At 66.3% G+C, this 18,281-nt stretch carries 17 protein-coding genes and 1 tRNA gene; 14 read left to right on the top strand and 4 right to left on the bottom strand.

Annotated features, from left to right (window positions below):
• Nucleotides 1-10 precede the first annotated feature (10 nt).
• The 14 genes from ACIPUB_RS11830 to ACIPUB_RS11765 all read left to right on the top strand — a co-directional run bounded on the left by ACIPUB_RS11830 (nt 11) and on the right by ACIPUB_RS11765 (nt 13,904).
• On the top strand, nt 11-427 hold the full coding sequence (locus tag ACIPUB_RS11830) for a cytidine deaminase (RefSeq protein ID WP_407607546.1): 417 nt from the start codon (nt 11-13) through the stop codon (nt 425-427).
• A 51-nt stretch (nt 428-478) separates the two neighbouring features.
• Nucleotides 479-1,792: a thymidine phosphorylase gene (locus ACIPUB_RS11825; protein ID WP_407607545.1), complete on the top strand. Its 1,314-nt coding sequence runs from the start codon at nt 479-481 to the stop codon at nt 1,790-1,792.
• A gap of 190 nt (nt 1,793-1,982) precedes the next feature.
• Nucleotides 1,983-2,705 (top strand): DedA family protein, encoded by a 723-nt coding sequence (locus ACIPUB_RS11820; RefSeq protein WP_407607544.1) that lies wholly within the window; start codon nt 1,983-1,985, stop codon nt 2,703-2,705.
• A 99-nt stretch (nt 2,706-2,804) separates the two neighbouring features.
• Nucleotides 2,805-3,998, top strand: a complete 1,194-nt coding sequence (locus ACIPUB_RS11815; protein ID WP_407607579.1) for an adenosine deaminase — start codon at nt 2,805-2,807, stop codon at nt 3,996-3,998.
• A gap of 111 nt (nt 3,999-4,109) precedes the next feature.
• On the top strand, nt 4,110-4,295 hold the full coding sequence (locus ACIPUB_RS11810; protein ID WP_407607543.1) for a hypothetical protein: 186 nt from the start codon (nt 4,110-4,112) through the stop codon (nt 4,293-4,295).
• Nucleotides 4,292-5,011 carry a MazG nucleotide pyrophosphohydrolase domain-containing protein gene (locus tag ACIPUB_RS11805; RefSeq protein WP_407607542.1) on the top strand — a complete coding sequence of 240 codons (720 nt, stop codon included), beginning with the start codon at nt 4,292-4,294 and terminating at the stop codon, nt 5,009-5,011. The genes ACIPUB_RS11810 and ACIPUB_RS11805 overlap by 4 nt, the downstream gene beginning before the upstream one ends.
• A 100-nt stretch (nt 5,012-5,111) precedes the next feature.
• Nucleotides 5,112-6,392 (top strand): phosphopyruvate hydratase, encoded by a 1,281-nt coding sequence (gene eno / locus ACIPUB_RS11800; RefSeq protein WP_407607541.1) that lies wholly within the window; start codon nt 5,112-5,114, stop codon nt 6,390-6,392.
• 142 nt (nt 6,393-6,534) lie between these two features.
• Nucleotides 6,535-7,437, top strand: a complete 903-nt coding sequence (locus ACIPUB_RS11795) for a septum formation initiator family protein (RefSeq protein ID WP_407607540.1) — start codon at nt 6,535-6,537, stop codon at nt 7,435-7,437.
• Between the two features lie 52 nt (nt 7,438-7,489).
• Nucleotides 7,490-8,209 carry a DUF501 domain-containing protein gene (locus ACIPUB_RS11790; protein WP_407607539.1) on the top strand — a complete coding sequence of 240 codons (720 nt, stop codon included), beginning with the start codon at nt 7,490-7,492 and terminating at the stop codon, nt 8,207-8,209.
• The gene (locus tag ACIPUB_RS11785; RefSeq protein WP_407607538.1) at nt 8,206-9,162 is read left to right on the top strand and encodes an exopolyphosphatase; all 957 of its coding nucleotides are present in this window, start codon (nt 8,206-8,208) and stop codon (nt 9,160-9,162) included. The genes ACIPUB_RS11790 and ACIPUB_RS11785 overlap by 4 nt, the downstream gene beginning before the upstream one ends.
• A 75-nt stretch (nt 9,163-9,237) precedes the next feature.
• On the top strand, nt 9,238-10,701 hold the full coding sequence (locus tag ACIPUB_RS11780; RefSeq protein ID WP_407607578.1) for a S8 family serine peptidase: 1,464 nt from the start codon (nt 9,238-9,240) through the stop codon (nt 10,699-10,701).
• A gap of 89 nt (nt 10,702-10,790) precedes the next feature.
• Nucleotides 10,791-12,164, top strand: a complete 1,374-nt coding sequence (locus tag ACIPUB_RS11775) for an NAD(P)/FAD-dependent oxidoreductase (protein WP_407607537.1) — start codon at nt 10,791-10,793, stop codon at nt 12,162-12,164.
• A gap of 168 nt (nt 12,165-12,332) precedes the next feature.
• A tRNA-Leu gene (locus ACIPUB_RS11770) sits at nt 12,333-12,414 on the top strand.
• Nucleotides 12,415-12,629: 215 nt separating this feature from the next.
• Complete coding sequence (locus ACIPUB_RS11765; RefSeq protein ID WP_407607536.1) at nt 12,630-13,904, top strand: ABC transporter substrate-binding protein; 1,275 nt, start codon at nt 12,630-12,632, stop codon at nt 13,902-13,904.
• A 92-nt stretch (nt 13,905-13,996) separates the two neighbouring features.
• On the opposite strand, the gene ACIPUB_RS11760 is transcribed toward ACIPUB_RS11765, so the two are convergent.
• The 4 genes from ACIPUB_RS11760 to ACIPUB_RS11745 are packed head-to-tail and all read right to left on the bottom strand — an operon-like array spanning nt 13,997 to nt 18,095.
• Nucleotides 13,997-14,779: an ABC transporter ATP-binding protein gene (locus tag ACIPUB_RS11760; protein WP_407607535.1), complete on the bottom strand. Its 783-nt coding sequence runs from the start codon at nt 14,777-14,779 to the stop codon at nt 13,997-13,999.
• Entirely contained in the window at nt 14,776-15,804 is a 1,029-nt protein-coding gene (locus ACIPUB_RS11755) for an ABC transporter ATP-binding protein (RefSeq protein WP_407607534.1), read from the bottom strand. Before ACIPUB_RS11755 ends, ACIPUB_RS11760 begins: the two co-directional genes overlap by 4 nt.
• Nucleotides 15,801-16,781 carry a branched-chain amino acid ABC transporter permease gene (locus ACIPUB_RS11750; RefSeq protein WP_407607533.1) on the bottom strand — a complete coding sequence of 327 codons (981 nt, stop codon included), beginning with the start codon at nt 16,779-16,781 and terminating at the stop codon, nt 15,801-15,803. The genes ACIPUB_RS11755 and ACIPUB_RS11750 overlap by 4 nt, the downstream gene beginning before the upstream one ends.
• A gap of 15 nt (nt 16,782-16,796) precedes the next feature.
• On the bottom strand, nt 16,797-18,095 hold the full coding sequence (locus ACIPUB_RS11745) for a branched-chain amino acid ABC transporter permease (protein WP_407607577.1): 1,299 nt from the start codon (nt 18,093-18,095) through the stop codon (nt 16,797-16,799).
• Nucleotides 18,096-18,281 lie beyond the last annotated feature (186 nt).

Here is an 18,281-nt window from a genome sequence, read left to right as displayed (position 1 = left end):
GGGGGAAGCGATGACTGATTCCCCCGCCGCCCTGCCCGTGGTGGGCCAGGCCGATTGGGAGGCCCTGCGGCTGGCCGCCGTCGCCGCCATGGAACGCGCCTACGCGCCCTACTCGAACTTCAAGGTCGGTGCCGCGGCGCTGACCGAGGACGGGCGCACGGTCTCGGGCTGCAACGTGGAAAACGCCGCCTATGGCGTCACGCTGTGCGCCGAATGCAACATGATCGGCGAACTCTTTGCCACCGGCGGCGGCAAGCTGCATGCCTTCTACTGCGTGGATGCCACCGGCACCTCGCTGATGCCCTGCGGGCGCTGCCGGCAGCTGCTCTTCGAACACAGCGGTGAGCGGATGCAGTTGATGACCCCGCGCGGCATCCAAACCATGGACCAGGTGCTGCCCGACGCTTTCGGAAAGCACAACCTCTAGGCCGCGGCCCCCCACACCCGCGGGGGAAGGCGTCCGGATCAAGGAAGACAGATGAGCACCGAGAACTTTGACGCCGTTGACATCATCCGCATCAAGCGCGACCGCGGCACCCTGTCCGGGGAGCAGATCGACTGGACCATCGACGCCTACACCCGCGGGGTGATCGCCGAGGAACAGATGGCGGCGCTGAACATGGCAATCCTGCTCAACGGCATGGACCGGGCGGAGATCTCCCGCTGGACCACCGCGATGATCAACTCGGGGCAGCGCATGGACTTCTCCACGCTCCGCACGCCCGCCGGACGGGCGATGGCCACCACGGACAAGCACTCCACTGGCGGGGTGGGGGACAAGATCACCCTGCCGCTGGCGCCGCTCGTAGCCGTTTTCGGCGTTGCCGTCCCGCAGCTCTCGGGCCGCGGGCTGGGGCACACCGGCGGCACACTGGACAAGCTCGAGGCGATTTCCGGGTGGCGGGCCGAGCTGGGCAACGAGGCCATGCTGCGCCAGCTCTCTGAGGTCGGCGCGGTGATCTGCGCCGCCGGCGCTTCCCTGGCCCCGGCGGACAAGAAGCTCTACGCGCTGCGTGACGTCACCGGCACCGTCGAGTCGATCCCGCTGATTGCCTCCTCGATCATGAGCAAGAAGATCGCCGAGGGCACCGGGGCGCTGGTGCTGGACGTGAAGGTGGGATCCGGCGCGTTCATGAAGAACCTCGCCGACGCCCGGGAACTTGCCGCCACCATGGTGAACCTGGGCACCGACGCCGGGGTGCACACCGTGGCGCTGCTGACCAACATGGACACCCCGCTGGGGCTCACCGCCGGCAATGCGATCGAGGTCGAGGAATCCATCGAGGTGCTCTCCGGGGGCGGGCCCTCCGACGTGGTGGAGCTGACCCTCGCGCTGGCCACGGAGATGCTTGCCGGGGCGGGTATCCGCGACGTGGATGTCGCGGCTGCACTGAAGGACGGCAGGGCGATGGACAAGTGGCGCGCCATGATCGCCGCGCAGGGCGGGGACAACGACGCGCCGTTGCCGGTGGCGAAGGAGTCGGAGGTCGTCTACGCGCAGGCAGACGGTGTCCTCACCTCACTCGACGCCATGGATGTGGGAGTTGCCGCCTGGCGCCTGGGCGCCGGACGGGCCCGCCGCCAAGACCCCGTGCAGGCAGGGGCCGGCGTGCGCCTGCATGCCAAGCCCGGCGACCTGGTGCGCCGCGGCGCGCCGCTGGCCACCATGCTCACCGACACCCCCGAACGCTTCGAACGCGCCCGCGCCCTGCTCGAGGGCGCGGCAACCATCGCACCGGTCGGAAGCCGTCCGGACATGGCACTGGTCATCGACAGGATCACCGCTTCCTGAGGCGTCCCCGTCCCTGGCGCGCATGGTCCGAACGGACGATGCACGGAACCCATTATTCAACCCGGGGAATGATTCACGGGACCGGTGAAATGCGGGAGAATGGGAGCCAAGTGGTTCTTGGGGCCACGAGTTGCCGCGCCTTGGGGTTTCCAGCGGTGCGCCGCCAATGCAAATGAAAGACGGTTTCCCAGTGGACCTGATCAACGAGGCCATCGTCCACGCGGCTAACGCGTGGTGGATCCTGCCGATCGTTTGCTTTTTCTGCTTTATCGACGGCTTCCTGCCCATCCTTCCCTCGGAGACGCTTCTCGTCGCCCTGGGCGTCGTGGCTGCTGGCACCGGGATCCCCAACGTCTACCTGTTGATCCTTGCCGGGGCCGTGGGGGCGATCACCGGGGACCAGATGGCCTACCTGCTGGGCAGGCGCATCGGCACCGAGCGGTTCGGCTGGATGAGGCGCCCGCGCATGCAGAGACTCTTTGCCTTTGCCCGCCGCGAACTGAACATGCGCGGGGCCATGCTGATCTTCACCGCCCGCTACGTTCCCATTGGCAGGGTGGTGGTGAACCTCAGTTCCGGAGCGACCGGCTTCTCGCACCGGCGCTTCACCGTGCTGGATGTCGCCGGGTGCCTGACCTGGTCCAGCTATTCGGTGGCCATCGGCGTGGTTGCCGGTGCCTGGTTCCACGACAACCAGTTGCTGGGGATCGTCCTCTCTGTCGCCCTGGCCATCGTCATGGGCTACCTGATCGACAAGCTCTCCCACGCCATCCTGGTGCGGACCGGGCGCCGCATTTCCGAACGCGAAAAGCGCGGCGCCAATGCCCAGGCAATCGCCATCGAAGCGCCCCGCCCGGTGCGCGTTCCCGGGCAGGAACCGGAGCCTGAACCAATGGCGTCGGACGGCAACTAGAACTCCTTGGAAGCGTTGGGTGAACATTTGCCCCCACGTCACCTGCACCCACTGTTGGAACCCGCGGCACACCGCTAGGCTGGGCAGGTGACTGACGAGATGATCCACATTGCCTATGACCCTTCCTTCGACTTCCGGGCCCTGCCCAAGGTATCGCTGCACGACCACCTCGACGGGGGCTTGCGTCCGCAAACCATCATCGAGCTGGCGGCAGAGGCCGGCCACGCGCTTCCCTCCACCAACGCAGAGGAGCTCGGAGCCTGGTTCCGGGCCTCGGCCGACTCCGGTTCGCTGGATCGCTACCTGGAAACCTTTGACCACACCATTGCCGTGATGCAGACCAAGGACGCGCTCAAGCGCGTGGCCATCGAATTCGTCGAGGACCTCGTCGCCGACGGCGTGGTCTACGGCGAGGTGCGCTGGGCACCCGAACAGCACCAGCGCGAGGGCCTGTCCCTGGACGACGCCGTCGAGGCCGTGCAGGCGGGAATCGAGGAGGCCAGCACCCGGCTGACCGAGGCAGGCACCCCGATCCAGGTCGGCCAGATTCTCACCGCCATGCGCCACGCCGACCGCGGCGTCGAAATCGCCGAACTCGCACTGCGCCACCGCAGCCGCGGCGTCGTCGGCTTCGACATCGCCGGTGCCGAGGAAGGCTTCCCGCCCTCGCGGATGAAGAAGGCGTTCGACTTGTTGGCGGAGAACTTCTTCCCCGCCACCGTGCATGCAGGAGAGGCAGCGGGCCTTGAATCAATCCGCGACGCACTGATCACCGGACGTGCACAGCGCCTGGGCCACGGCGTGCGCATTGCCGAGGACATCGAGATCCAGTACGGCGGACTCGACGACGACGGCGAGGAAGTCGGCGAGGACACCGGCCTGGTCAACCTGGGCCCGGTGGCCAACTGGGTGCGCGACCGCGGCATTGCCCTGGAAATCTGCCCGTCCTCCAACCTGCAGACCGGCGCCACCGCAGCATTTGGCGAGGGCATCGAGTCCCACCCGGTGGACCTGCTGATCCAGACCGGCTTCAACGTCACCATCTCCCCGGACAACCGGTTGATGAGTGGCACCACGATCTCGGACGAGTTCGAGTTGCTCGTCGAGGCGTTCGACTACGACCTCGAGGACCTGATGGACCTCACGCTGAACGCCGCCGAGGCCGCCTTCCTTCCCCTGGAGGAGCGCGAGGCCCTGGTCGACTTCATCAACGAGGCCTACGACGCGCTCAACGACGAAGACGACGACGATGACCTCGAGTACGAGGACCTCGACGACGAGGACGAAGACTAAGGGGGTATTGCCCCCACGCGGGGTTCGGCGCACCTGACCTCGCCACCGAACGCCGGTGCATCAATGCTCGTCTTGGAGCATGGGTGCACCGGTCTTGGTGTTTAAGGCCTCATGCGGACATCCACCTTGGTGGCCGCGGATGTGACCGACACCGGTTCCTGCCGCGCGAAGGGGGTACCCGGGATTCGGATATCGTTGGATGCGGGCAACGCCGCCCAGGGGTCTTCCACGCACCGTGCCGTCGCCGGCACCGGTTGCACCGGGCCCTTCGCCGACCAGGGGGAGAAGCAGCAGTGAGTGAGCAGGTCGACCGTCTCGTCGAGATCATTTCCCAACTCCGCGAGCACTGCGCCTGGACCGCGGCGCTGACCCACGAGTCGCTGGTCCAATACCTGCTCGAGGAGTCCTACGAACTCACCGAGGCCATCGAGACCCACGCACCGGATGCCGAACTCGAGGCCGAGCTTGGCGACATCCTGCTTCAGGTAGTCCTTCATGCGGCCATCGGGGAGGAACGGCGGGCCTTCGACCTGGAGTCGATAGCGGCCTACCTGGCCGAGAAAATGATTCGCCGCAACACCCACGTCTTCCATGCCGATGGCAGCCTTAAGGACAGTTTCCCCGACTCGATTGCCGAGATCATCGACTCGTGGGACCGCGCGAAGCGGGCGGAAAAACCGCTGAACGAATCGGCCGCCGCGGGCCTGCCCTCCAACCTGCCGGCGCTGCTCTACGCCCAGTCATTTCTCTCCCGCACCGCCCGCCACGCCGCGATCACCGAAACCCGGGACGAACCCGGCGCCGCGGGGAAGCGGGACATCCAGGATTCTGTCCGCTTGGGGGAACCGCTGCAAGGCGGCGTCCCGGAAAGCGAACAGGAATTGGGCGAGCACCTGCTCGCCCTGTGCGCCCAGGCCCAGACCCAAGGGCTCGACGCCGAACGGGCCCTGCGCAACGTCGTGCAACAGCGCATTGCGCAGGCCGGGGCCGAAACACCAGAAACAACTTCGTGAACTGGGTCTCGCCCAAGCTAGGCTAGGGGCAGGCAACGGCGCCTGCATGATGCAGTTCACGTTTGACCAACATCCACACCCCTTGAAGGAGTACCTTCCCATGGCATTGATTGAAGCCATTCACGCCCGCGAAATCCTCGATTCGCGCGGCAACCCAACCGTTGAGGTTGAGGTCCTGCTCTCCGACGGCTCGATGGGCCGCGCAGCAGTCCCGTCCGGTGCATCCACCGGTGCCTTCGAGGCAGCAGAGCGCCGCGACGAGGATCCGAAGCGTTACCAGGGCAAGGGTGTCCTCGGTGCCGTCGCAGCCGTCATCGACGACATCGGCGAAGCCATCGAGGGAATGGACGCCACCGACCAGCGCGCCATCGACCTGACGATGATCGACCTGGACGGCACGTCCAACAAGTCCAAGCTGGGCGCCAACGCCATCCTGGGCGTCTCGCTGGCAGTGGCCAACGCCGCCGCCGAGTCCGCGAACCTGCCGCTGTACAAGTACCTGGGCGGCCCGAACGCCCACGTGCTGCCGGTTCCGCTGATGAACATCCTCAACGGCGGCTCGCACGCCGACTCCGATGTCGACATCCAGGAATTCATGATCGCCCCGATCGGCGCCGCAACCTTCTCCGAGGGCCTGCGCTGGGGTGTTGAGGTCTACCACAACCTCAAGTCCGTGCTCAAGGAAAAGGGCCTGTCCACCGGCCTGGGCGACGAGGGCGGCTTCGCCCCGAACCTGCCGTCCAACCGTGCGGCACTGGAACTGATCACCGAGGCCATCACCAAGGCCGGCTACACCCCGGGCACCGACATTGCCCTGGCGCTGGACGTTGCCTCCTCCGAGTTCTTCGAGAACGGCACCTACCAGTTCGAGGGCAAGTCGATCACCGCCCAGGAGATGAGCGACTACTACGCCCAGCTGGTTGCCGACTTCCCGCTGGTGTCCATCGAGGACCCGCTGGACGAGGACGACTGGGAAGGCTGGAAGACCCTCACCGACGCCATCGGCGACAAGGTCCAGCTGGTGGGCGACGACCTGTTCGTCACCAACCCGGAGCGCCTGTCCCGCGGCATCGAGACGGCCACCGCCAACTCGCTGCTGGTGAAGGTCAACCAGATCGGTTCGCTGACCGAGACCCTGGACGCGGTGTCCATGGCCCAGCGTGCCGGCTACACCACCATCACCTCGCACCGCTCGGGTGAGACCGAAGACACCACGATCGCCGACATCTGCGTTGCCACCAATGCCGGCCAGATCAAGACCGGTGCCCCGGCCCGTTCGGAGCGCGTTGCCAAGTACAACCAGCTGCTGCGCATCGAGGAAGAACTCGGCGATGCGGCGGTTTACGCCGGTGCCGGCGCCTTCCCGCGTTTCGGTGCATAGCAAGCCGTAATTACACGTAGGCTCGTGGGGGAACTATTCTTGGTTCCCCCACGAGTTTTTGTGTTAACCCCCGAAAGCTCGCCACCACGAACCTTCCGGGGCCACCTGAAAAGGGCTCCGGCATTACCGGGCAAGGAGTCAGATGGCCACGCGACGTCCCCCCATGCCACGCTCCGGGTCCTCCGCCAATGACCCCGCGCGCGATGGCAGAGCGGATCCCCGCCACGGCGCCGATTCGCAGGCACCCGACGAAGCGCCCAAGCGACCGCGCCCCTACCGCGAGTCCCCGCCCGAGGCCGCTCCCGCGGCACACCGCACCGCGGCCCCGCGCGGACCTGTGCGCCCCGCGGCCCCGCGCGCCAAGGTCGTGCCGCTGGGTGAGGTGAACGCCTCGGGCAAGCCCGTGCCCGGCACCCCCAAGCCCGCCAAGCCAAAGCCTGCCGCCTCCAGGGCAAGCACAGCAAAGGCCTCGCCTTCCAAGGCCTCACCCAAGCCCAAGGCGAACGCCAGCGGCAGCGCGAAGCCCAAGCCCACGTCCAAGGCCACCGCCTCGCAGCGGCGCATCGAAGACCGGAACCTCCTCTCCGGAGCGGTGCGCAAGGGTGAAACGGCAGCACGGAAAACCCCGCGCAAGGGCGATGACGGGCCCAAGGTGCCGATTCCGGCGCGCAGCTTTTCCGGCCGCTTGTTGGCCTTGAGCATTGCGCTGTCGGTGTTCGCCGTCCTGCTGATCCCCAGCATTGGCACCTATGCGCGCCAGCGCGACGAAATTTCGGACCTGCGCACCTCGATCGCGGCCATGGAAGCGGAACAGGAAGCGCTCAAGGACCAGATCGCCCGCTGGGACGATCCGCTGTATATCAAGCAGCAGGCCCGCGACCGGATAAACTTGGTCATGCCCGGCGAACGCAACTACATGGTCGTCGGCGAACGGCCCGACGAAGAAGCTCCCGGCGAGGCCAACCAAAGCCCCGAGGAAGTCCGCACGGACCTTCCCTGGGTCGATGCACTCTTTGACTCGGTGCAGCGCGCCGCCACCGACTGAGCCTGCTCCACACACCCCCCTGACCCACCGACGCGAGGAGATGCTCCCAACCGTGGACGCCGCGAACCAAAACCACGAAGCACTCGATGCTGCCGCCCGGGTGCCCAGCGCCGCAGACCTGGAGACCCTGTCCCGCCAACTGAACCGCCCGGTGCGCGACGTCGTGGAAATCGGCGCCCGCTGCGTCTGCGGGAACCCGCTGGTGGCCACCACCGCGCCCCGGCTGTCCTCGGGCATCCCGTTCCCGACCACGTATTACCTGACCCACCCGGTGATCACCGCCGCGGTGTCGCGCCTCGAGGCTGGCGGCGTGATGAATGAGATGAACGCCGAACTGGAGCAGGACCCGGCGCTGGCCGCCGCCTACGTCCAGGCCCACGAACACTACCTTGCCGTGCGCGACGCCATTGGCGAGCGCTCCGGGACCGGCGCGGTGCCGGAAATCGCCGGTGTCTCCGCCGGCGGCATGCCCACTCGCGTCAAGTGCCTGCACGTGCTGGTCGGCCACTCGCTGGCCGCCGGCCCGGGCGTGAACCCACTGGGGGACAGGGCCCTGGAAGCCATCGCCGAATGGTGGACCAAGGACACCTGCCGTTGCGCCGGAGCCTGGGACACGCAGGCCCCGGCACCGAGCCAGGACCGTTCACGGCACGTGAAGACCCAGGCAGTGGACCCGGCCATCAAGAAGGCCGAACGCGCAGCCGCCCGTGCCGCCCGCGAGGCCGCCGCAAACGATGGTTCCGCCAACACGAAGGAAGCACCGGGAGCATGACACGCGTCGCCGCCATCGACTGCGGAACCAACTCCATCCGCCTGCTCATTGCCGACCTGGTGGAAACGCCCAACGGCCCGTCGCTCATCGACGTGCTTCGCCAGATGCGCGTGGTGCGCCTGGGCCAGGACGTTGACGCCACCGGCGAATTTGCGCCCGAGGCATTGACGCGCACCTTCGCCGCCATCGACGAATACGCGCAGCTGATCCGCGAACACGGGGCCACATCGATCCGCTTCGTTGCCACCTCTGCCACACGGGATGCGAAGAACAGGAACGAATTTGCCGCCGGCGTGCGTCAGCGCCTGGGCGTCGACCCGGAGGTCGTGCCCGGCGAGGTCGAGGCGGCGCTGTCCTATGCCGGTGCCTCCTCCGTGGCACCGGCAGCCCCCGGAACCCACATCCTGGTCGTTGACCTGGGTGGGGGATCCACCGAGTTCGTCCTGGGCAACGGGCTTGGCCCGGTGGCCTCGCGCAGCATGGACATGGGTTGTGTCAGGCTGACCGAGCGGTTCTGGCGCCTGGAAAAGCCGACACCCGAATCGATCGCAGCTGCCCGCGCCCAGGTCAACGCGGTGCTCGACGAGGTCCAGCGCGACGTCGACTTTTCGCTGGTGGACCGAATCGTGGGCGTCGCCGGAACCATCACCACGCTCACCGCCGCCGCGCTGAGCCTGGACCAGTATGACTCGACACTCATCCACGGTGCCGAGATCGACATCGACAAACTCGAATCCACCGTCGCGTTCATGCTCGAGGCTGAGCGGGAAACCCGCGCTTCACTTGGGTTCATGCACCCGGGTCGGGTGGACGTCATTGCCGCGGGGGCGCTGATCTACGGATGCATCCTGGAACGCGTCGCGCAGGCGAGCTCGGGACGGATCACCACCGCCACGGCCTCTGAACACGATATTCTTGACGGAATTGCCCTGGGGCTTGGCACCGGCCACTGAGAACCACCGCCGGACCCCCCTGAACGCACCACGCTAGGAGAACACTTGAGCCACAGACTGCGCCGCGCCGCCGCCATGCTCCTGAGCCTGGCACTCTGCTTCTCCGCGGTGCTGGGCACCGCCGGAGTCGCACAGGCCGATGCGGCCCGCGACGGGGAATGGTGGCTCAAGGCCTCCGGCATTTCCAACGCCTGGGAGGTTTCCAAGGGCGCGGGGGTCAAGGTCGCAGTCATTGACACCGGCATTGACACCACCCACCCGGATTTGCGCGGCGTGGTGAGCGGCGGCAAGGACGTTTCCGGTTCCGGAAATCCGGACGGCTCGAAGCCGCTGGGAACCCTGCCCGAGCACGGCACCCTCGTGGCAACGCTGCTGGCCGGCCGCGGCAACAACAACGCGGCGATCGCTGCGGCCAAGGCCGATGCGGCGGCCCAGAAGATCGCCTATGACAGGGCAGTCAAGTCGGCGAAGGAAGCCAAAGAGGATCCGCCCAAGGCGCCTGAGGCGATCGAGATCCCGAAGCCGGGTCCCGGGCCCGACGGCGTGCTGGGAGTCGCACCGGAGGCCGAGGTGCTCTCCGTGTCGTTGTGGATGGGCACCGAAAACCCCGCGGGGATCTCCGTCGAGGACCAGGTTCCCGCGGCCGTGAAGTGGGCGGTGGACAGCGGCGCCTCGGTCATCAACATCTCCCTGGGCTCCACCCAGCCGGACTGGCCGGTCAGCTGGGACACCGCGTTCAAGTACGCGGAGGACAACGACGTGGTCGTGGTCGCGGCGGCCGGCAACCGTGCCGGCGGCATGAAGCAGGTCGGGGCGCCGGCAACAATCCCCGGCGTCCTCACGGTGGCAGGAATCGACCGCAACGGCAAGGCAAGCGTCGATTCCTCGACAGAGGGCATCAGCATCGGCGTTGCCGCACCCGCGGATCCGCTGGTGGGTGGACTGCCCGGCGGCGGCTACGCCGACTGGTCGGGCACTTCCGGCGCAGCGCCGCTGGTTGCCGGCGTCGCGGCAATGATCCGCTCCAAGTACCCGGAGATGAAGGCGCCACAGGTCATCAACCGGATCCTGTCCACCGCGCGCCCCGCGGGGCCAGCTGGCGTCGACAACCTGTACGGCCATGGCATCCTCGACGCCTACGCGGCGCTCACGGCACCGGTTCCCCAGGTCGAGGCCAACCCCATGAACACCATCACCGAATGGATCCGGGTGCACCGCCGCGGCCCTGAGGTCCGCACCGGGCCCACCGCGGACCCCGGCATCTCCACAGAGAAATCCAGCATCAAGCCCATTGCCGCACCTGCTCCGGTGGCCCCGGGTGACGAGGCCGGCTTCTTGCCCCCGTTGCTGGTGCTCGGCTTCGGCGGCCTGCTGGTGCTCACTACACTGGGCGGGATCATGCACTACACCCGCATCCGGAACCGCGCGGCAGTGGCGGAAGCAGCCAAGAGCGCACCCGTTGCGGCGCTGAAACTCAATGACCGCGCGGGGGCCAAGGACATTTTCGATGAGCTGCCGGAGTCGGGCAGGGACGTCTAGCAACTCCCGGGAAAAAGTGGCAATTGCCACCCCGATAGGAGCTAGTGAAGACTTTCACAAACAGCGTTTCTGGGGATAGGATGGGTTGCATGCCTATCACTGAACAATTTTCCGATCGCCCGCGCATCCTTGTCGTGGGTGGCGGCTACGTTGGACTTTACGTCGCAATGAAGCTGCAGAAGAAGGTCAAGGCCCATGGCGGCATCGTCACCGTGGTGGACCCGCTTCCGTACATGACCTACCAGCCCTTCCTTCCCGAGGTTGCCGGCGGCCAGATCGAACCGCGCCATGCCGTGGTCTCGCACCGCCAGCACCTCAAGCACGCCGAACTGATCACCGGCCGTGTCTCGGCCATTGACCACAAGAACAACAAGGCCGTCGTCGTGCCGGCTGTTGGTGAGCCGTTCGAGCTCGAGTACCGCGACGTCGTCCTGGCCGCCGGCGCCGTCACCCGCACCTTCCCGATCCCGGGCCTTGCCGACACGGGCATCGGCCTGAAGTCCATCGAGGAAGCCGTCGCCCTGCGCAACAAGATCCTCGAGCGCATCGAATCCGCCTCGCTGATGACCGATGCCACCGAGCGCAAGCGCGCCCTGACCTTCGTCGTGGTCGGTGGCGGCTTCGCCGGCATCGAGACCATCGCCGAGATCGAGGACATGGCCCGCCACGCCGCGGACCTGAACGGCCGCATCGGCAAGGACGAGCTGCGCTTCGTATTGGTCGAGGCCATGGGTCGCATCATGCCCGAGGTCACCGAGGACCAGGCACTGTGGGTGGTTGACCACCTGCGCAGCCGCGGCATCGAGGTGCTGCTGAACACCTCGCTGGCCAACGCCGAGGAAGGTGTCATGGCACTGATCAATATGCCGGACAAGTCCGACGCGGGGACCTTCGAGACCGACACCCTGATCTGGACCGCAGGCGTCATGGCCAACCCGATGGTGCGCTCCACCGACTTCCCGATCGAGCCCCGCGGCCGTGTCATGACCGGCACCGACCTGCGCATCACCGGCGAAGACGGAATCGCCATCGAGGGTGCATGGGCTGCGGGCGACGTCTCGGCCGTGCCCGACGTAACCGGCGGCCTGCCCGACGGCACCTGCGTGCCCAATGCCCAGCACGCCGTTCGCCAGGCCAAGTTGCTGGCACACAACCTGTACTCCACCCGCTACGGCGTGGGCCAGGTCAAGAACTACAAGCACAAGAACCTCGGCGCGGTTGCCGGGTTCGGCGCCAACAAGGGCGTCGCCAAGGTCATGGGCATCAAGCTCAAGGGCTGGCCCGCATGGATGGCACACCGTGGCTACCACGGCATGGCCATGCCGACCTTCGAGCGCAAGTTCCGCGTCCTGGGTGATTGGATGGTGGCACTGTTCTTCCAGCGCGACACCCTGCAGCTGAGCAACCTCGAAACCCCGCGCGCCACCTTCGTCGAGGCAGCCACGCCGAAGCCGCGCGCCTAGCAGCAACGAGTGGGGGCGGTGACAACGCGTCGCGGATCCCGGGTCCCAAAGTGATAGGCCCACGGCCCGGGAACCGAGAATGTCGATGTCGCCGCCCTTCCTCATGCACGGGCGGGTACCCGGTCGTTTCTCAACCGAGGGAACGATCTTGTACGCTTGGTCCAGTAGGCCCCCATGGTGGAATTGGCATACACGGCTGACTTAAAATCAGCTGCCGAAAGGCTTGTGGGTTCGAGTCCCACTGGGGGTACAAAAAGATGACACCGAGGGGTGTGCCCGGACCGGAAGGTCCGGACACACCCCTCGGTCGTTAAGCGGGTGGGCTTCCCGGTGCCTCCGTTATCTTGATGTAATGGTTTTCTCCTTATATTCGCGGGTTTTTTGGGCTACGTTCCTTAATAGCCGAGGTACCTTGGCCGCCCATCGGGCCGCTGCCTTGCGGGCACACTTTTGAGGAGAATTAACATGATCGCACTTGCACGGTCGCGTTTTACTCGAGGAAGCCGATATCTGGCCGTCGGAGCAGCGCTGGCCCTGACCGCCACCGCATGCGCCGGCGGGGGCGGCGACGCCCCTGGCGCTTCGCCCACGGCCACGGGTTCGGCGCCCGCCGCGGAGGGGCCGCTCAAGCTGGGAACGCTGCTGCCCAACACCGGCAACCTCTCCTTCTTTGGTCCGCCCATGACCGCCGGAGTTGACCTGGCCGTCAAGGAAATCAACGAGGCCGGCGGAGTGAACGGCAAGGACGTCACCGTCATTCACCGGGACTCCGGCGACACCACGACCAACATCGCCACGCAATCGGTCAATGAAATGCTCGGCCAGGACGTCGCCGCGATCATTGGTGCTGCTTCCTCTGGCGTCACCAAGACAGTCATCAACCAGGTCACCGGGTCCGGAACACTCATGATGTCTCCGGCCAACACCTCCCCGGACTTCAGCACCTGGGACGACAAGGGCCTGTACTGGCGCACAGCTCCGTCGGATGTCATGCAGGGCAGGATCCTCGGCAACGTCATGGTGGGCCAGGGTGCCGCAACGGTGGGGATGATCGTACTCAACGATGCCTACGGCACCGGCCTGGCCAAGAACATCCGGACGGCAGTCGAAGGGGCAAACGGGGAAATCGTCGCGGAATCGATGTTCAACGAAGGGGACTCGCAGTTCTCGTCCCAGGTCGACGAGGTGGTGGGCGCCAATCCCGATGCCATCGCCGTCCTCAGTTTCGACCAGGCGCGTTCCATCATTCCCTTGTTGATCCAGAAGGGCGTGGATCCCTCCACGGTGTACTTCGTGGACGGCAACATCCTTGATTACTCGGAGGACTTCGACAAGGGAACCCTCGAGGGCGCCATGGGAACCCAACCGGGCTCGTTCGCGAAGGACGACTTCAAGGAGCGCCTGGAATCCGTGAACGACTCCCTCAAGGACTGGAACTACGCGGCGGAATCATACGACGCCACCACCTTGATCGCGCTGGCCTCCACGGTCGCGAAGTCGAATGACGGAGCGGCAATCGCCGCGCAATTGCAGGCGGTCTCGCGCGACGGCGAGAAGTGCTCCGACTTCTCCGCGTGCAAGAAGCTGCTCGACGAAGGCAAGGACATCGACTACGACGGCATTGCCGGGCCGGTGACCTATGACGAGAAGGGTGACATCACCGAGGGGATCATGGGCGTCTACCAGTACGACGGCAACAACGTTCCCAAGCCGCTGCGCGAGGAATCCGGGGCCGTCTAGCGACCCGCCCGGGCAGGGATCGCGAAGAGGACCGAAGCCGGCAAGACGCCCGCTCCGGTCCTCTTCCATGCCGGAACCTTGCAAGGAGCGCGCTACACCGCCGGCGGCGGCGTCTCGCGGTCCGCTTCCTCGCGTTCCACGGTTTCGGCCAGGTTCCCCAGATAGAGCTGGATGACCTTCGGGTCGTGCAGCAGTTGGCGTCCGGTTCCCGTGTGCGCGTTCCTGCCCTGGTCCAGGACGTAGGCGCGGTCGCAGATCTGCAGGCAGCGTCTGGCGTTTTGCTCAACCATGATCACGCACACGCCGGCGCGGTTGATCTCGTGCACACGCAGGAACGTCTCATCCTGGCGCACGGGGGACAAGCCGGCGGACGGCTCGTCGAGCAGCAGCACTGCCGGTTCCATCATCAGCGCCCGCCCCATGGCCACCATTTGCCGCTCGCCGCCGGAGAGGGAACCTGCCCGCTGGCCCCTCCGCCTGCCCAGCTCCGGAAAGAGAGAGGTGACAAACTCGAACCGCGAGGCGAAGTCCTTGGGCCGCTGGAAGATGCCCATCTCGAGGTTTTCCTGCACGCTCAGCGTCGGGAAGACGTTGTCGTTCTGCGGCACGAAGCCCAACCCGCGGGAGACCAGCTTGTTTGCCTTGAGCCCGGTCAGGTCCGCCCCGTGGACGACCACGCTTCCGGAATGGACCTTCACCAGGCCGAACATTGCCTTGAGCAGCGTCGACTTACCCGCCCCGTTGGGGCCGATGATGCCGATGAGTTCGCCCGGGCGCGCCTCCAGGTTGCAGCCATTGAGGATGTTGACCCCGGGCAAGTAGCCCGCGACCAGATCGGTGACGCTGACTACCGCGACCTCCGCCTCGACACTCATGATTCCCTCCCGCCCGGTTCCGGGGTGTCCGGTTCCTCGTGCACCGTCAGAAGCTCCCCGGCGTCCGCGGTGCCCACCACGGACTCGGAGTCCTCGCTCAGGACGTCCTCCAGCCGTGCGGCTCCCTCGGGCGATCCCAGGTCGACATCGTGGTGCGCCCCCAGGTAGGCATCGATGACGGCCTGGTCCTGCATGACCTCGTGCGGTGGCCCCTCGGCCACGACGCGGCCCTCGGCCATCACGATGACCCAGTCGGCGATGTGCCTGACCATGTGCATGTCGTGTTCCACGAACAGGACGCTCATGCCCGTGGACTTGAGGTTCTTGATGTGGTCGAGCAGCGACTGGGTCAGCGCGGGGTTGACCCCCGCCATGGGCTCGTCGAGCATGATGAGTTTCGGGTCCGCCATCAGCGCCCTGGCCATTTCCAGGAGCTTGCGCTGGCCGCCGGAGAGCGATGCCGCGTAGTCCTCGCGCTTCTCGCCCAGCTTGAACATGGCCAACAGGGAATCGGCGGTGCGGGTGAGTTCGGCCTCGCGCGCCCGCCACAGCCACGGGAACATGGCCCGCCACAGCGCCTCGCCGGGCTGTTCGGCACCGCCGAGGCGCATGTTTTCCAGGACGGTGAGCTTGCCCATGACCTTGGTGAGCTGGAAGGTGCGCACCATGCCCATCCTGGCCACCCGGTGGGACCTGACGCCGGCGAGGGCATGCCCGTCAAAGGTCCAGGATCCCGAGTCGGGGGTGTCGAAGCCCGTGAGAAGGTTGAAGAACGTGGTTTTTCCCGCGCCGTTGGGGCCGATGAGGGCGGTGATCCGGTGGCGCGGGATCTCGACATGGTCCACATCCACCGCCTTTAGCGCTCCATAGGTGCGGCGCACGCCGTCGGCGACGACGATGGGGTCGACCTTCTTGCAGCCGGGCGTGGCCGCACCCACGGAGATGGGACCTTCAACGGTGTCCGGCACGGATCCAGGTCCCTGGCCGGGGACCTGCGCCGGCGGGATTTGCTGCGGATCATTCATGAGAACGCCAGCTCCTTCTTGTTGCCCAGGATTCCCTGCGGGCGGAAGATCATGAGCAGCATGAGGGCCACCCCCACCAGGATGTAGCGCAATTGCCCGGCCTGGGCGCTTGAGAGGATGGTGATGTATCCGGACTCGATGAGTCCGAGCAGGATGCCCTGCGTCAGCGAGAGCACGACCCAGAAGATCATGGCTCCGAGCACCGAACCGAAGACCGTGGCCATGCCGCCCAGCAGCAGCACCGTCCACAAGAAGAACGTCAACTCGGAACCGTAGTTGGCCGGCTGGACCGCCCCCGTGGGCAGGGTGAACAGGATGCCGGCGAGCGAACCGAACAGGCCGCCGATGATCAGTGCCTGCATCTTGTACACGAAGACATTTTTGCCCAGCGAGAGGACCGCGTTCTCGTCCTCGCGGATGCCCTTGAGCACCCGGCCCCACGGGCTGCGCATGAGCGCCCAGACGACCAAGGCGCAGAGCATCACGAGGCACCAGGCAACGATCGTCACCCAAAGGCTGCGGTCGTTGAAGTTCAGCGGGCCGATCGGGTAGTCGCCCGGCGGGAAGGGGTTCAGCTCATAGAATCCGCGCTCGAACGTGGCCAGGCCGTTGGCCGATCCGGTGACGCTGGTTAGCGAGTTCGTGGTGACGATGTAGCGCACGATCTCGGCTGCCGCGATCGTCACGATGGCCAGGTAGTCGGCGCGCAGGCGCAGCGTGGGTATGCCCAGCAGCAGGGCGAACAACACCGAGGCCACGAGCGCCGTCAGCACGGCAACCGGCAATGGGGCCCCAAAGCTCAGAGTCGAGATCGAGAAGCCGTAGGCGCCGACCGCCATGAAGCCGGCCTGGCCGAAGTTCAGCAGACCCGAATAGCCAAAGTGGACGGCGAGCCCCAGCGCGGCGAGCGCGTAGGACGCGGTGATGGGGCTGACGATTTCCGTCAGCGCATTGGTGAAGATCGCGGCGAAGTCCATGATTCGTTCCTTCCCCTAGCCCACACGCTCGCGGCGTCCCAGCAGTCCCTGGGGCTTGAACAGCAGCACCAGGATCATGACGGCCAGGGCTCCGACGTATTTCAGGTCAGCTTCCAGCCAGATCGTCGAGATCTCCACCATGAGCCCGACCAGCACCGAGCCAAGCAGCGCCCCGAACACCGTGCCGAGGCCGCCCAGGGTGACGCCCGCGAAGATCATCAGCAGGATCTGCTGGCCCATGTTGAAGGCGACGCCGGGGCGGTAGTAGGCCCACAGGATCCCGCCCAGCGCCGCAAGCATGCTGCCGACCACCCACACCATGCGAATGACGTGGTCCACGTCGATGCCGGAGGCGGCGGCCAGCGCCGGATTGTCCGCGACGGCACGGGTCGCCTTGCCGAACCGGGTCTTGAGCAACAGCAACGCGACCACGATGATGACCGCCAGCGAGACCACCAGGGACACCAGGGTATTGCGGGAGGTGGAGACGCCCAACACCTCAACGATCGGGCTTTGCGCCGAGGGCAGCTGCTCGGTGGTTCCGCCAAAGAAGAACAGGATGATGTACCGCATGGCCAGGGCAAGACCGATGGAGACGATCATCATGGGCACCAGAGCCGAGCCGCGGTGCCGCAGCGGTTTCCAGAGGCCCCAATCCTGTACCCAACCAAGCGCGCCGCCCAACAGGACGGCAACCGCCAGCGCAGCCCAGAGCGGAAACCCCCACGCAGCGAGCGCGAACGTGGCGACGGCACCAAAGGTGACCATCTCGCCGTGGGCAAAGTTCGTCAGGCCGGTGGTGCCGAAGACCAGGGACAAGCCGACCGCGGTCAGGGCCAGAAGCAAGCCGAAGCTCAGGCCGGCCACGGCACGCTCGGCCAAGATCGAACCAAAGCTCGCGGTTTCAACCGCGGCGCTCTCACCGACCTTGAAAATGACTCCCATGTTCGAGGAGGTGCCGAACTCCACGATGCGCGGATTCTCTTCGCCCTCGCCCAATGGCTTGTCCGCCGGCAGCGTGGCGACATCCAGCAGGACCTCGTAGGTTCCCTTTTCCGGAACCACGATGACCCAGCGGCCATTCTCGTCGCTGGTCGCCTCGGCGCTGAATCCGTCGGGGGTGGTGGCCACGATGCGCACGCCGGCGATCGGCTCCGACGCGGCACGGAGGGTGCCGCGGATGGTCAGTTCCTGTTGCTGCAGCGGCACCTGGATGTGACCGGCGGGCTGGGCCGCGTACTGTGCCAGCGCGGGCGCTGCGGAGCCGATGGCCAGCCACGCAAAAAAGACGATGAATCCGGCGACCCCCACCAAGTGGGTCAACGCTGCGTTGCCTTGACGAAGCACGTTACGAGCCCTCTCGTCGCTATCCGCCCCGCGACCACCAGCGCCGGGCCCGCATGTGATACATGTCACTCACGTGTGCTTATCGTAGTGCCATGACAGGTTGAAGTCCTATGACTGGGCTCCCCCTGATTGCCCGATTTGATAACGGTCTGG

Source organism: Paeniglutamicibacter sp. ORCA_105, assembly GCF_045798545.1.
Classification (GTDB): domain Bacteria; phylum Actinomycetota; class Actinomycetes; order Actinomycetales; family Micrococcaceae; genus Paeniglutamicibacter; species Paeniglutamicibacter sulfureus.
This window is presented reverse-complemented; position numbering and strand designations above follow the sequence as displayed.